At 35.0% G+C, this 14,691-nt stretch carries 15 protein-coding genes and 1 pseudogene; 9 read left to right on the plus strand and 7 right to left on the minus strand.

Annotation, left to right across the window (positions count from 1 at the left end; genetic code table 11):
* Positions 1–37 precede the first annotated feature (37 nt).
* Together AC0L8O_RS05490 and vrrA are read right to left on the minus strand one after the other, a co-directional pair.
* Positions 38–982, minus strand: a complete 945-nt coding sequence (locus tag AC0L8O_RS05490) for a 4-hydroxy-3-methylbut-2-enyl diphosphate reductase (RefSeq protein WP_473446891.1) — start codon at positions 980–982, stop codon at positions 38–40.
* A gap of 149 nt (positions 983–1,131) precedes the next feature.
* Entirely contained in the window at positions 1,132–1,779 is a 648-nt protein-coding gene (gene vrrA / locus AC0L8O_RS05495) for a VrrA/YqfQ family protein (protein WP_473446892.1), read from the minus strand.
* A 204-nt stretch (positions 1,780–1,983) separates the two neighbouring features.
* Here vrrA and AC0L8O_RS05500 point away from each other — a divergent pair, with 204 nt between their 5' ends.
* Together AC0L8O_RS05500 and AC0L8O_RS05505 are read left to right on the plus strand one after the other, a co-directional pair.
* On the plus strand, positions 1,984–3,300 hold the full coding sequence (locus AC0L8O_RS05500) for a DEAD/DEAH box helicase (RefSeq protein WP_473446893.1): 1,317 nt from the start codon (positions 1,984–1,986) through the stop codon (positions 3,298–3,300).
* An 11-nt stretch (positions 3,301–3,311) separates the two neighbouring features.
* Complete coding sequence (locus AC0L8O_RS05505; RefSeq protein ID WP_473446894.1) at positions 3,312–4,205, plus strand: deoxyribonuclease IV; 894 nt, start codon at positions 3,312–3,314, stop codon at positions 4,203–4,205.
* A gap of 128 nt (positions 4,206–4,333) precedes the next feature.
* On the opposite strand, the gene AC0L8O_RS05510 is transcribed toward AC0L8O_RS05505, so the two are convergent.
* Positions 4,334–4,588 carry a DUF2624 domain-containing protein gene (locus AC0L8O_RS05510; RefSeq protein ID WP_473446895.1) on the minus strand — a complete coding sequence of 85 codons (255 nt, stop codon included), beginning with the start codon at positions 4,586–4,588 and terminating at the stop codon, positions 4,334–4,336.
* A 178-nt stretch (positions 4,589–4,766) separates the two neighbouring features.
* Between AC0L8O_RS05510 and AC0L8O_RS05515 the strand changes: the two genes are divergently transcribed.
* Genes AC0L8O_RS05515 through AC0L8O_RS05525 form a run of 3 tightly spaced genes read left to right on the plus strand, consistent with a single transcriptional unit; the run spans position 4,767 to position 6,796 of the window.
* Positions 4,767–5,528 (plus strand): metal ABC transporter ATP-binding protein, encoded by a 762-nt coding sequence (locus tag AC0L8O_RS05515; RefSeq protein WP_026558727.1) that lies wholly within the window; start codon positions 4,767–4,769, stop codon positions 5,526–5,528.
* Positions 5,529–5,543: 15 nt separating this feature from the next.
* Positions 5,544–6,386 carry a metal ABC transporter permease gene (locus AC0L8O_RS05520; RefSeq protein ID WP_473446896.1) on the plus strand — a complete coding sequence of 281 codons (843 nt, stop codon included), beginning with the start codon at positions 5,544–5,546 and terminating at the stop codon, positions 6,384–6,386.
* The gene (locus tag AC0L8O_RS05525; RefSeq protein WP_251683902.1) at positions 6,383–6,796 is read left to right on the plus strand and encodes a Fur family transcriptional regulator; all 414 of its coding nucleotides are present in this window, start codon (positions 6,383–6,385) and stop codon (positions 6,794–6,796) included. The genes AC0L8O_RS05520 and AC0L8O_RS05525 overlap by 4 nt, the downstream gene beginning before the upstream one ends.
* Before the next feature lie 37 nt (positions 6,797–6,833).
* Here the strand turns inward: AC0L8O_RS05525 and AC0L8O_RS05530 are convergent.
* A pseudogene (locus AC0L8O_RS05530) lies at positions 6,834–7,404 on the minus strand (hypothetical protein).
* Between the two features lie 142 nt (positions 7,405–7,546).
* On the opposite strand from AC0L8O_RS05530, the gene AC0L8O_RS05535 reads away from it, so the two are divergent.
* Together AC0L8O_RS05535 and AC0L8O_RS05540 are read left to right on the plus strand one after the other, a co-directional pair.
* Positions 7,547–7,936 carry a DUF4190 domain-containing protein gene (locus AC0L8O_RS05535; RefSeq protein WP_473446897.1) on the plus strand — a complete coding sequence of 130 codons (390 nt, stop codon included), beginning with the start codon at positions 7,547–7,549 and terminating at the stop codon, positions 7,934–7,936.
* 100 nt (positions 7,937–8,036) lie between these two features.
* Positions 8,037–8,225 carry a hypothetical protein gene (locus AC0L8O_RS05540; RefSeq protein ID WP_473446898.1) on the plus strand — a complete coding sequence of 63 codons (189 nt, stop codon included), beginning with the start codon at positions 8,037–8,039 and terminating at the stop codon, positions 8,223–8,225.
* A 62-nt stretch (positions 8,226–8,287) separates the two neighbouring features.
* On the opposite strand, the gene ispG is transcribed toward AC0L8O_RS05540, so the two are convergent.
* From ispG to AC0L8O_RS05555, 3 genes are all read right to left on the minus strand, one after another.
* Positions 8,288–9,400 carry a flavodoxin-dependent (E)-4-hydroxy-3-methylbut-2-enyl-diphosphate synthase gene (gene ispG / locus AC0L8O_RS05545; RefSeq protein WP_026558733.1) on the minus strand — a complete coding sequence of 371 codons (1,113 nt, stop codon included), beginning with the start codon at positions 9,398–9,400 and terminating at the stop codon, positions 8,288–8,290.
* Positions 9,401–9,540: 140 nt separating this feature from the next.
* Positions 9,541–9,861: a LysM peptidoglycan-binding domain-containing protein gene (locus tag AC0L8O_RS05550; protein ID WP_473446900.1), complete on the minus strand. Its 321-nt coding sequence runs from the start codon at positions 9,859–9,861 to the stop codon at positions 9,541–9,543.
* Positions 9,862–10,003: 142 nt separating this feature from the next.
* The gene (locus AC0L8O_RS05555; protein ID WP_394186399.1) at positions 10,004–10,783 is read right to left on the minus strand and encodes a DUF1189 domain-containing protein; all 780 of its coding nucleotides are present in this window, start codon (positions 10,781–10,783) and stop codon (positions 10,004–10,006) included.
* Between the two features lie 238 nt (positions 10,784–11,021).
* On the opposite strand from AC0L8O_RS05555, the gene AC0L8O_RS05560 reads away from it, so the two are divergent.
* Positions 11,022–12,653, plus strand: a complete 1,632-nt coding sequence (locus tag AC0L8O_RS05560; RefSeq protein WP_473446901.1) for a Na/Pi cotransporter family protein — start codon at positions 11,022–11,024, stop codon at positions 12,651–12,653.
* Between the two features lie 238 nt (positions 12,654–12,891).
* Entirely contained in the window at positions 12,892–14,685 is a 1,794-nt protein-coding gene (locus AC0L8O_RS05565; RefSeq protein ID WP_473446902.1) for a methyl-accepting chemotaxis protein, read from the plus strand.
* Positions 14,686–14,691: the final 6 nt, after the last annotated feature.

Here is a 14,691-nt window from a genome sequence, read left to right on the forward strand (position 1 = left end):
TTAAAAAAGCGTCTGACTGAGTTCAGACGCTTTTTGGTCAATTTTTTATTTTTACTTTTGGTAATATTTTTGACAGTGGTACTTTATCATCTACATTCCAAGTAGATTCATCTTGCGGATTGTATTGCTCCAGGAATTGAATGACTTTTTTTGTAATTGGTGTCGGTGTAGATGCTCCTGCTGTAACAGCAACAGTTTGAACATCCTTAAGCCATTCAAGCTTAAGCTCACTTAAATCTGAGATACGATATGCCTTTGTACCGGCAATTTCTTCAGATACCTGTGCTAATCGATTTGAGTTATTACTTTTAGGATCTCCGACTACTATTGTTAAGTCAGCATCTTTAGCTTGATCAGCAACAGCTTCTTGGCGGACTTGAGTGGCCATGCAGATTTCACGGTGAACTTCTACATGAGGGAATTTTTCCTTCACTGTTTCCATAATATCAGCAACATCCCACTGACTCATTGTTGTTTGATTCGTAACAATGACTTTCTCGTTTTGAATGTTTAACTTTACGACATCCTCTGATGATTCCACAAGATGTACGATCTGTGGAGCAACACCTACTGCGCCTTCTGGTTCTGGATGCCCTTTTTTACCGATATAAATTACATCGTATCCTTGAGCTTCCTTTTCGCGGATAAGGTCATGTGTTTTGGTTACATCTGGACATGTTGCATCTAGTGTAACAAGCCCTTTCTCTTTTGCGATTCGTCTAACCTCAGGAGAAACACCATGAGCTGTAAACACAACTGTTCCTTGATCTACTTTCTCCAGTATGTCTAATCTGTTTTTTCCATCAAGTGTAATAATTCCATCTTCCTCAAATGCATCTGTTACATGTTTATTATGAACAATCATTCCTAAAATGTAGATGGGTCTTGGTAAAGATTTATCTAAAGCAGCGTTCTTTGCGATAACCATGGCATCAACAACACCATAGCAATATCCACGTGGTGCGATTTTAATTATGTTCATTAAACTGCCTCCCTAAGAGATCAAATAGGAGCAGGAGCAAAGTAATAGTCATGTCCTGTTTCCACTCAAAAAAGCCGTATATACGGCCTTTTTCACTAACAATCTCTTAATATTATAACGAAGAATAGGGAATATTACAAAGAAGAATATTAGATATACATTTTAGGTTGTGAACTTCTTGGTGAAGGCTTTCGTTTTTTATTAATGGTAGTAGGTGCTTCTTTTTCCTGTTTTTCTTCCGTAACGATTGGTTGAGTAGCCTTTCGCTTCTTAGATGGTTGTGTATTGGTTTGTTGGTTTAACTCTTCATCTTTTCCGGTAGAAGAAGATTCCGATTCCACTGAGGTTGTGTCAGAATCATCACTACTATTTAGTTCTCGGTAAATTTTTATCATGGCAGGCAAATTTTTGACAAGTGGTCCATATTGCTGGACCATAGGTGTTACTTGTTGTGCCATTCCGAGAACCCGTTGAACGTTTCCTAGCATTCCTGAAATATTTGATGGATTCATCAGTCCTTGAAGTCCTCCGGTAGCCCTAGTTGCATTAGAGACTGCATTAGCCCCTCCAATAAAGCCTTGAGGGTTACCTGCAGCAGCACCCTGTGATCCTGGTAGAAAACGGGATATTAATCCTTTTAATCCACCGCCACCTGTTCCTCTTGGCGTCATCGAACCAAACTGCGGGCCTCTTCCCATACCGGGTCCGGGCATTCCTTGTCGTCCCATAGGAATTTGACCTTGTGGAGGGAAGAATCCTCTAGTGTTCATGGGAGGCATTGGTCTTTGTTGAAACATACTGTTCCTCCTTTCCAATAATTGTTCCTCTATCCTAGACTATGCATAAGAGAGGTATTTGGTTTCTGAGGTATTTCAGTAATACAAATTGAATTTGAGTTTTTCTTTTATTAAGGTATAATCTAATGATGGACTGATAAAGTGATTCGAAAATAAATACTATGATCGATGATATGAGAGCTTTATCTAAAAGGAGAGATACGGATGGAACAAACAAAATTCGAGCGTTTTTCATTAAAACCTTTTATTATAGAAGCATTAGCAAAAGAATTGAGATTTTATGAGCCAACAGAAATTCAAGAAAGATTAATGCCTTCTATTCTAAAAGGAGAAAGTGCAATTGGGCAATCGCAAACTGGTACAGGAAAAACTCATGCCTATTTATTGCCTTTATTAAATCGAATAGCAGCGGAGAAAAAAGAAGTACAAGTGGTCATTACTGCTCCTACCCGGGAATTAGCGACTCAAATCTATCAGGAGGTAGGAAAAATCATTACTTATTCTCCTGATGAAATTTCAGCTAAGCTATATATCGGAGGAACAGATAAGCAACGAACCATCGAAAAGTTAAAGACACAACCACATATTGTTGTAGGAACTCCCGGAAGAATTAATGATCTTGTAAAAGAGAATGCATTGATCATAAACAAAGTTCGTTCGTTTGTTGTAGATGAAGCGGATCTCATGCTTGATATGGGTTTCATCAAGGATGTGGATATGGTAGCCGGTCAAATGCCGGAAGATCTGCAAATCTTAGTTTTTTCTGCAACCATCCCTGAAAAATTAAAACCTTTTTTAAAGAAATATTTGGCAAATCCGCGATTTACACATGTTGCTCCTAAACAAGCAACTGCCGCAAAAATAGAACATGTCCTTGTACCGGCAAGACATCGTGATAAATTAAAGCTCGTTTATGATATGTTAGTTGATTTTAATCCTTTTTTAGCCATTGTTTTTACAAATACGAAAAAAAATGCTGATATTGTTGCAGATGCTCTGATTGAGAAAGGGCTAAAAGTTGGTAGAATACATGGTGATTTATCTCCCCGTGATCGTAAAAAGATGATGAAACAAATAAATGATTTAGAATATCAATACGTGGTAGCAACTGATTTGGCTGCCCGCGGTATTGATATTAAAGGAGTAAGTCATGTTATAAATTACGAAATTCCAACAACAGAGCTGGATTTTTATATTCACCGCGTGGGTCGTACAGCCAGAGCAGGTAGTTCGGGGATTGCAGTAACCTTATTTGAAACTTCTGACGATGATGCACTGAACAAACTGGAAAAACTAGGAATTGAGTTTGTGAATAAAGATTTTGTTGCTGGAGAGTGGAAGGATATAGATGACCGTAAACGTCGTCAAAACCGAAAACGGGTAACAGATGAAGTTGATGCATTGGCAAAGAGTATTGTTCAAAAACCAAAGAAGGTAAAACCCGGTTATAAGAAAAAAATGAATCGTGAAATGGAACAAATTAAAAAGAGAAAAAGAAGATTAACAAAGAAACAAAAATAGGGGGAGTAAAAATGTTGAAAATTGGATCACATGTTTCAATGAGTGGGAAGAAAATGTTACTAACTTCAAGTGAAGAAGCCGTTTCATATGGAGCAAACACATTTATGATCTACACAGGTGCTCCACAAAACACAAGAAGAAAAAAGATAGAAGACCTTAACATTGAAGCGGGACAAGCACATATGAAAGAGAATGGTATAGAGGAAATTATCGTCCATGCTCCTTATATCATTAATATAGGAAACACGACAAATCCGGCAACATTTGAACTAGGTGTAAACTTTTTACGTTCAGAAATTGAACGAACAAAAGCACTTGGAGCTAAACAAATTGTTCTACACCCGGGTGCACATGTAGGCGCAGGTGTGGATGAAGGAATACGAAAGATTATTGAAGGTTTAAATGAGGTTTTAGAACAAGATCAAGAAGTACAGATTGCTTTAGAAACAATGGCTGGTAAAGGTTCTGAATGTGGAAGATCCTTTGATGAATTAGCGAAAATAATTGATGGTGTGACACATAATCAGCACTTATCAGTTTGCTTTGATACATGCCACACACATGACGCAGGATATGATATTGTTAATGATTTTGATGGAGTACTAAAACAGTTTGATTCTATTATTGGATTGGACAGAATAAAAGTGCTGCATATTAATGATAGCAAAAATCCAATGGGTTCTAGTAAAGACCGACATGAAAATATCGGTTTCGGTCATATTGGCTTTGAAGCACTGAATCGAATCGTTCATCACGAAGCACTAATGAATGTTCCTAAGATTTTGGAAACTCCTTTTGTTGGTGAAGATAAAAAATATAAAAAGCCTCCTTATAAATTTGAAATTAATATGTTCAGAGAAAAAAGGTTTGATGAGGGACTTTTGGAAAAGATAGTAAATCAATAGAGAAAGAGGAGAGAACTACATACAAAAAGTAGTTCTCTTCTTTATGTGCCAAATCAATATTTATTTAAAAGCATAAAAGAAAGTTGAAAAAGAGGATATTCAGAATTTGAATATCCTCATAAGTATGGTTAGTTCGTAAATTTCTGGAATATTTGATTTACTTGTTGAGCTGTTTGTGGAGAGGTAATATTTGCAATCTGAGTAAGTAATTTTTTTCTTTCATTCACATTAAAAATATTGATGTTTTTTCCATGCATAGCTTTTACAACTTTAATTGCTTGGGAACGTTCGATTGTAATATTAAATTGCTTTGCATATTGCATGAGTTCTTCAACAGAAATGTTGTTAAGCTTTTGGTTGATGATTTTTTGAAATAAGATCATAGTTAAACCTCCTCTAAAACAATGTATGGAAGGTTTGATTAAAATGTGCCGCTTTTTAAGAACGCAATTTGCTTTACATTTCATAAAGATTCCTGTACAATTCTTATGTTGTAAAAGTCTAACATATAGAAATCGTTTATAAATCGTAACGATTCTTAAATCATAAAGGAAGATGCAAATGAATCAACCTGTTGTAGAAATAAAAGATCTAAACTTTACTTATGAGCGGCAAAGAGTACTTGAAAATATAGATTTAACGATAGAACAAGGCAGTTTTCTGGGGCTTGTCGGGCCAAACGGATCCGGAAAAACAACATTATTAAAATGTTTATTAGGATTATTAAAACCTCAGCAAGGTGAAATAAAGTTGTTTGGCCATCAAATTCAAAAGTTTAAAAATTGGCATGAGATAGGGTTTGTTTCCCAAAAGGCAAATAGCTTTAATACCGGATTTCCAGCATCTGTGTTTGAAGTAGTGTCAAGTGGTTTAACGTCGAGGCTTGGGTTGTTCAAATTTATGACTAAACAAGATCGTACAAAAGTGTATGAAGCGATTGAAGCTGTTGGATTAAGTGCTTTTGCTAAGCGCAATATTGGCGAAATGTCTGGTGGACAACAGCAAAGGGCGTTTATTGCAAGAGCCATTGTAAGCAACCCCAAATTGTTAATTTTAGATGAACCAACCGTTGGGGTAGATGCTCAAACGGTTCAAAGCTTTTATGATATGTTGTTATCCTTAAATAAGGATCTTGGTATCACACTAATCTTGGTAACTCATGATGTTGGCACGATTACAGACAAAGTGTCACATGTTGCATGCATTAATAAGCATTTACATTTTCATGGGAACTCCAAAGAATTTGAATCACTAAAGGATGATGAGATGTCCGACTTTTACGGACACTCCTTACATGTGTTATCACATGATCACTCCCATTAATGGAGGAAATATGAAATGTTAAGTAGTCTTTTTCAATATGAATTTTTACAAAATGCCTTTATTTCTGGAATGCTTATTGGGTTGATTGCACCCTTACTTGGTGTATTTGTAGTTGTAAGGAGAATGTCTTTAATAGCAGATGCACTTAGTCATGTTACATTGGCTGGAATTGCTGCTAGTTTATTATTGGAAAAAAGGGTAACAGCTTTTGTAGGAATCAATCCACTATATTTAGGCATGGCATTTTCAGTAGGTGGTTCTCTTTTCATAGAAAAACTTAGGACAGTTTATAAGCATTATCAGGAATTGGCTATCCCGATTATCTTATCAGCAGGTGTGGGGATTAGTGTTATATTTATTTCGCTTGCTGACGGCTTTAATACCGATTTATTCAGTTATTTATTTGGTAGTATAAGTGCTGTAAGTCGTACGGATATGTATGTGATCTCAGCAATTACAGTTGCAGTTATTTTCGTCATATTTTTCCTATACAAAGAACTCTTTTTGTTATCATTTGATGAAGAACATGCCGTAGCATCTGGTATTAGTGCAAAAGTTATTCACTTTATTTTTATTTTTATGCTAGCACTTGTCATTGCAGGCTCAATGAGAATTGTCGGGATTTTGTTGGTTTCATCTCTTATGACATTACCTGTTGCTGCCAGTATTAGAATTGCTAAAGGATTTAAGCAAACGATATTCTTTTCTGTACTATTTGGTGAAATATCTGTTATTATTGGATTATTCCTAGCCTATTATTTAGATTTAGCACCTGGCGGAACAATTGTCATCCTATCAGTTCTTATTTTGATTATGACAATCATATGGACTAAATATACAAAGGGGAAAGTTTCATGAACGTTCAAGAAGCTCTCGACTTATTAAAAGAAAAAGGATACAAATACACAAGTAAAAGGGAAGAAATGCTCCAACTCTTTGCTGACCATGATAAGTATCTTACAGCTAAAGATGTATTGGAATTTTTGAAAGATGATTATCCAGGTTTAAGTTTCGATACAATTTACCGAAACCTTTCCCTATTTGCTGATCTTGGAATTTTTGAAATGACAGAGTTGTCTGGTGAAAAGCACTTTCGATTTACTTGTAGCACAAAACACCATCATCATCATTTTATTTGCTTGAAATGTGGAAAAACGAAAGAACTTCCTGGTTGTCCAATGGGAAATCTAACGGATAGCCTTAATAACTATGATATAAGCGGTCATAAGTTTGAAGTATATGGAAGATGCCCTCAATGTCAACTATAAAGAAAAGGAAGGCTGCATGTAAGTAGCCTTCCTTTTCTTATATCTTTATTTCAGTCCATTGCTGAACCCAATTCTTTGCCTCACGCCAATCATTTACTCTAATAACCCCTTTTGGAACAGGATCTTGATTATAAGGCGTATTAAATAAGATAACTGGTATACCGTGTTCTTCACTTATCATACAAGGCATTATCATGCTTGTCCTCGAAGAAAATGGAAATATTATTTTCCTTAACAGCCGCAAGCTTATCATGGCTCCCAATTAATTCAATATGATGATAAAAAAGGTCTTTATCTTTGAACCATTGATTTGTAATTTCTATTAAATGCTTTCTTCTGGCGCTAATAAACATTAATTGATGTATATCTTTCCATTCATCTAATACTTCTTTTGCATGTAAAGCAAGTGGTGCTTCTTTATAGATAATTGGCTCAAATTCGTCCATCCAGCTCCAAAAGTCTGCATCTGTAATGTTATAAATTTTTGTTAAATCATATTGAGTTAAATCTTGATATGTTAAGGATTTTTTAAATGACTGATTTAAATAAGGTAAAAAGGTTTGCGGATCAGTAACAGTTCCATCTATGTCGATTCCTAGTCGTAACATGTCTATTCTCTCCTTCATGAAGTCCTAATACATAGTGTACCATACAGAATTTTTAATCGAACAGAAATGTTTTACAGTTATACTTTTTGACACTAAGTTTATAATAAGAATGCTCCTTTATTTAAGAAAGGATGGGATCTACATGGCAGACGAAAATAAGTTCAATGAACGAGATCGTTTTGACAATCCTGATTATAGGGGAATCACGCCGCTAGATCGAGAAATAGAAACAGATTATGAAACAGAAGCAGCTGCTGAAATTGCAGCCCCGGTTAATATGGGAGGTACCTATAAGGCAGCTGGTACTGAGACTGATCGAGGTGAAAGAGTTGGTGAAGGCAAAGGGATAGGATATCTGGCCTTAGCTTTATCCATCATTTCACTATTTATCTTACCTGTCATTTTAGGAGCAGCAGGTATAATTGTTGGGTTTATTGCCAGAAGAAGAGGGGCTCTTACAACAGGAGCTTGGGCAATTGGAATAGGTGTCGTTTCAATTATCTTAGGGATCTTTATCATGCCGTTCTTTTAGAATAGCTGATAAGACATTGAAATTGGGGGTTGATCTTTATGGTCAATCCCCAATTTATTATTTTAATCAGGAGTTTTTTAGCGATAGGGGGATAGGGCACATGGAAATGAAAAAGAAACAATCTATTCACAATCCTGTGAAATCCAATCAAATAAATAATGGTGCGTATGAGGCTAATATGAAGCTCCAGGAACGTTTTTATAAAGATGATAGCAGGGAAGAGGATTCAGCCCTCTCATTGGCCAACACAAGCAATTTTGGAACGTTTATCTTACCTGAAGATGTATAAAAAACAAAGAAAAAAGGATATCCACAAATTGTGGTATATCCTTTTTTCTGTATGAATTTATTTTATGCGTTTGCTTCAGCCTTCTCAGCGGCCTGCTTAGCATAATGTTCTTCAGCAATTTTATCAATTTCTTTTTTCAGTTCCTCAACCATTGTCGCTTCAGGAACTTTACGAACGATTTCTCCTTTACGGAAAAGTAAACCTTCCCCGCGTGCACCAGCTATACCAATATCAGCTTCACGAGCCTCTCCTGGACCATTTACGGCACAACCTAAAACTGCAACCTTAATTGGAGCTTTAATGTGTGAAATATATTCTTCCACTTCGTTTGCGATACTTATTAAATCAATTTCGATTCTTCCGCAAGTTGGGCAGGAAATTAATGTTGCAGCATTTGCTGCTAAGCCAAATGATTTTAAAAGTTCACGGGCAACTTTAACTTCCTCAACCGGATCAGCACTTAAAGAAACACGTACCGTATTTCCAATCCCCTTGCTAAGAATTGCTCCTAAACCAGCTGCACTTTTTACGGTTCCGGCAAAAAGTGTTCCTGATTCTGTAATACCTAAGTGTAAAGGATAGTCAAAAGCTCTAGCTGCTTTATCGTATGCTTCAATGGCCAAGTTTACATCTGAAGCTTTCATTGAAACGATAATATCATGGAAGTCCAAATCTTCCAGGATTTTTATATGGTGCAGGGCACTTTCAACCATACCATCTGCAGTTGGATAACCGTATTTTTCTAAAATTCGTTTTTCTAATGAGCCTGCGTTTACTCCGATTCGGATTGGGATTTTACGTTCTTTTGCTGCTTTTACGACAGCTTCTACTTTTTCTCTTCTCCCTATATTCCCAGGGTTGATTCTAATTTTATCTGCTCCACCCTCAATTGCTTTTAACGCGAGTTTATAGTCAAAATGAATATCAACAACAAGTGGAATATTAATTCTTTTTTTAATTTCAGCAATTGCATTAGCTGCACGTTCATCAGGACATGCAACACGTACAATTTGACACCCTGCTTCTTCAAGACGGTTAATTTCAGCAACAGTTGCCTCAACATCATGGGTTTTAGTTGTTGTCATACTTTGAATAACAACTTCATTATTTCCACCAATCGTTAAATTACCGACTTTTACAGGTCTTGTTTTCGTACGATGTATGATTTCACTCACGTGTAAATCGCTCCTTAAAGTAGTTTAAGCATTTCATGAACATATAGCTTTATGATACTTGAGTTTCTTCTTTTTTTCTAGTAATTCTACTTTCCAACCTCATTTTACAGGGAGGGTTATGAATTGACAAGGATGATCTACTATTTATAATCTGGAAAAAAGTAAGAAGTACCAACCTGAATTTCCTCCACCTTTACATCAGGGTTAAGTTTTTCAAAATCCTTAACAAGCTGATCAATTGAAATTGGAAGTGTACCATGGTATTTCTCTGTAATCGTTAAAACAGTATCACCTTGTTTGACAGAATGTTCATAATAAGCGGCTTTTTTATCTTCAATATTAACGGGTACTGAGGATACGATAGCCGTTTTATTCATAACTGGGAGTGTGCCAATTTTTAAATCATAATAAATAATATAACAAATAAAAAAGCATAGGAGTAAAATTGAGAATCGCTTCATTTTTTAGATCCTCCAATGAAATGATTTTATATAATGATCCTATGCTTGTCCTATTTAAATATGTCTGCTTTTTTGTATCTTCTATATAAAGTTTTGAAAATTATACACGGCACTTAAAAAACGCGGATTTCTCCGCGTTTTTTTAAGTGGTTTCAATCTTCTTCTTATTTGGTGGGATTTCTTTTAATACGAGGTATAGAACGATTAAATGAACAAACCAATTCAATAAAAATCCGCTTGGAACAACCACTTGCAAACTATCCATGATGATAAAGAAGATGGTCGCTAATGTTGTAGAGTATGCTGCAATAACCCACAATTGTTTAAAGTTCACTTTTCGCTGCAGACTGTTTTTGAATGCCAAGCCAAACAAAGCTAAAATGGTGATTTCAATAAATTTGACGAATGCACCAAATAAGTACATAACAAGAATCATGATTGTAAGTACGATTGGAAGCAGCTGGTTGAACTGTGATGTGATCTCCATGATATCTTCCTTTGAGATGGTCATGTTCAATAGGGAGTATTCATAGGTTTGTGCTTGCCCATTTGCCGCAAAAACAAATTTATCCGATAAAATCCCAATTGCATTTTCTTTTGCTTCCATCTCCTCCACTCCATAAGCCCCAGAACCGTCTAAAATGATAAAAAATCCATCTTTCTTTATCTCTACAGGTTTTTCTGAGTCTGTTGAAAGTAAACCATTCTCAATTGTAAAAGAAGGTAAATCGTTTCTGAGTGTTTCATCAAAACTTTTCAAACCTTCACTTAAGCTGCTTGAAAAATAAAGAGCAGTTGGTAAGGTGCTTAACAAAGACAAAATAAAGACGAACAGAATCGTTTTGCCTATTCCTTGAAACCGAAATTTCGAAATCGTTTTTGGAGAATAAATACTTACATAAAGTTGCTTAAATATATTCATGATAAGAAGACACATCCTTCAAAAGTTTACGCTCTCTATTTTATATGCCTTGATAGATAATGACAAGGAATCGAAGCTAGATAAAAGGAATAATCATATAAAATTCACTTTGTAAAGATATTATAAATTTTTTGTAAATATTTTTAATAAATCTCTTTACAATAAAACAGTATTTCGTTAATAATTGTAAGGGTTGTAGATGTTTGTCGACAAAAGACGAAATGAGGAGTTGGAAATTTTGGAATTAGATATCCAGAAGATGATATTTGAATTCATTGGTGGATTAGGGATTTTCCTTTTCGGGATCAAGTATATGGGAGATGGTCTTCAACGATCAGCCGGCGATAAGTTGAGAGACATTTTGGATAAGTTTACGACAAATCCGTTAATGGGTGTTTTAGCGGGTGTTATTGTAACGGTATTAATTCAATCCAGTAGTGGAACAACTGTTATTACGGTTGGTTTAGTAAGTGCTGGATTTATGAGTCTTAGACAAGCTATCGGTGTAATTATGGGGGCTAATATTGGGACAACTGTTACGGCATTTATTATCGGTATTAAAGTTTCGGATTACGCGCTGCCTATAATCGCTGTCGGAGCAATATTACTATTTTTCTTTAAAAACAAAAGAATACATAATATCGGTCAAATTGTTTTTGGGTTTGGTGCACTATTCTTTGGATTGGAATTGATGGGTGATGGAATGAAACCACTCCGCACCTTAGAGGCATTTCATGATTTAACGGTTAGTATGAGTAGCAATCCGTTATTGGGAGTAGTAGTTGGAACCCTTTTTACGGTTATTGTACAAAGCTCCAGTGCAACGATTGGAATATTACAGGAGTTATTTGGCCAGGGATTAGTGGATATAAAAGCAGCTCTACCTGTACTTTTTGGAGATAACATTGGAACGACAATTACAGCAGTGTTAGCATCTATCGGTGCTTCTATAGCAGCCAGAAGAGCAGCATTAACACATGTTATTTTTAATTTAATTGGAACAACCATTTTTCTTATTTTCTTACCTATATTTACAAGTTTTATGATGTATTTACAAGGAGCATTACACTTAAATCCTGAAATGACGATCGCTTTTGCACACGGTACGTTTAATTTTACAAATACGTTGATTCAATTACCATTTATTGGTTTCTTAGCCTTTATAGTGACGAAGTTAATTCCGGGGGAAGATTCAGTAATTGAGTATAAAACAAAACACTTAGATCCAATATTTATAGAACAATCTTCATCTATTGCACTGGGACAGGCAAAGGAAGAAGTCCTTCGTATGGGACAATTTGCAACAATTGGTTTAGAAGCAGCAAGAGATTACCAAGCAACATACTCTCAAAAAAATGCAGACACCGCCATGCAACTTGAAGATGCGATTAATAACCTAGATCGAAAAATTACAGACTATTTAATACTTATATCAAGAAGTGAAATGTCTCCGACAGAGTCTGAAGAACATAGCATGCTAATGGACACAGTTAGGGATATAGAACGTATTGGTGATCATATTGAAAATGTAGTAGAATTAGTTGGTTACCAATTAACGAACAAGGTTAAACTAACTGATTCAGCTAAAAAAGATTTAGAAGATATGTTTGAATTAACGATTCAAACATTAAAGGATTCAGTAACAGCTCTTGATGACAAAGATACAGCATTAGCATCAAAAGTATTAAAATCTGAAGAGCAAATTGATAAGATGGAAAGAACCCTTCGCAAAAAGCATATTATGCGTATTAACGAAGGTAGCTGTACAGGTTCAGCTGGTATTGTTTTTGTTGACATCATAAGCAATTTAGAACGGATTGGTGATCATTCCGTTAACATTGCAGAAGCTGTTTTAGGTTATAGAGACTAATCTTAAATTGAATATATAAGGGAAACAAGGTTTCTTATTTTAAGGCTGTGTTAAAGTGAATTTAATACAGCCTTTTTCTTATATATATTTTTAACACTAAAAGAAAAGATAATAGTAGGCCGTAAATCCTTGATCGAAAATAAGAAATATGTCTTATTGACGTATTTCAATCTTAACACTAGCTTAATATTTCGATGTTATAATTAGTCGAAATTACACGAGAGATGGAGGATTCGGTTTGGTAAAGAAATGGGTTGACCACATCAATAATACTTTTATACATAAGAAGTTTGACCAGAAAAAACATAATCAGAACAAGAAAAAAATGAATAAAAATCTGTCTGCATCCAACCGTTTATTTGATAAAGCATTTAAGAAGTTTAGTTTACAAAATCGTTTATTGTTCTTATTTATTTTCTTATTAATTGTTTCTGTTACTATTGTAGGTATTAGTTCTTATATTAAGGCAAAGGATACAACTATTGAAACAATCGAAAATCGTATAAGTCGTGAGTCTGAAGTAATGACATATGTTGCGAAAAACTTAAAGTTTTTATATGTAAGTGATGAGGCATATTTTATGCAGCAGTTAGAGATTAGTATTCGTGATCAACAACGGCAGTTAGAAACAGACGGGATTCAATCTCATTTATATTATTATGCCAATGGAGAAATCAACACATTTAAAGTTAGTAATCATTCAACAATCCCTTTCACAGATGCTTTTAAAGAAAAGATTGCAAAAGAAGAAAAAGGGGTTTTTCACCAAACAATTAAAGGAGAAGACTATACCATTTCTGTTATTAACATGCCTGAGGTTAATGGGAAATACCTTTTAATCGTCCCAACAGCATCTTATTTGGGACCGATTAATGATATGGCACAATTTATGTTCGCTGTAATTGTAGTGAGTTTAGTTATTTCAATCATCTTGCTAATTTTGTTTGTTCGCAGTGTAACAAAACCTTTGACTGAACTTCGGAATGTTATGACAGAGGTGCGCGAAGGGAATTTAAAGAAAAAAGCCTTAATTAATACAACCATTCCAGAGCTTCAATCACTAAAAGTAAGCTTTAATATGATGATTGAACAGATGAGTAACGTTATAAATGAAATAAATGAAACAACAACAGAACTGGAAACAACCGGAGAAAAATTGAGTCTTTCTTCTGAAGATGCCCTTTCTTATAGCCGTCAGTTAATAACAGCTATTAATGTTGTAAAACACGGGGCTGAACAAACAGCAAGCAGCTCGGATAGTACTGTAAATGGATTTCAATCAATGAAACAAAAAATACAAATATTAATCTCTGGTATGGATATGGTATTTCAAAGCTCTGAGGATATGAATAGATCAGCTAAGCGTGGGGAAAAGAATAATACATACTTAATTAATACCATTAACAGTTTTGAGAGAGATTTTGAACACATGACATCAACCATACAAGAAGTAAAAGAGCATTCATCTTCAATAACAAATCTTGTTGGTTTAATAAAAGGTGTTGCTGATCAGACGAAGTTATTATCTCTTAATGCCACAATCGAAGCTGCAAGAGCAGGTGAAGCAGGAAAGGGATTTGCCGTCGTTGCAAACGAGGTACGTAAACTAGCTGAGCAATCTTCTTCTGCTACTGTAGACATCTCCAAATCAATTTCTGAAATGGAAGATGTAACTATACGTGCTACAAATGAATTTGATGAAATGCTTCTAAAGATAAGACGCTATCTTGAAACAGCAAACGATTCAAAATCATCATTTGATGAATTAATGATAGAAATCGATACAGTTAGTAAGAAACTCCAAGGAATGCAAGGAGAGCTTCAAAAATTAAAATTGGTACTTCCAGACCTTGAAGAACAAACATTAAGCTTTGCATCCATTTCACAAGAAACCCTTGCCAGTACTGAAGAAATGCTTTCAACAAGTAATGATCAAATACAACAGATGGAAAGTACTCATGAAATTGGACTACAATTAAAAGGATTATCCAATTCATTATCTGGCATTTCCAAACAATTTAACGTAAACTAAAAATGA

It is taken from the genome of Metabacillus sp. KJ11-3, from assembly GCF_055808295.1.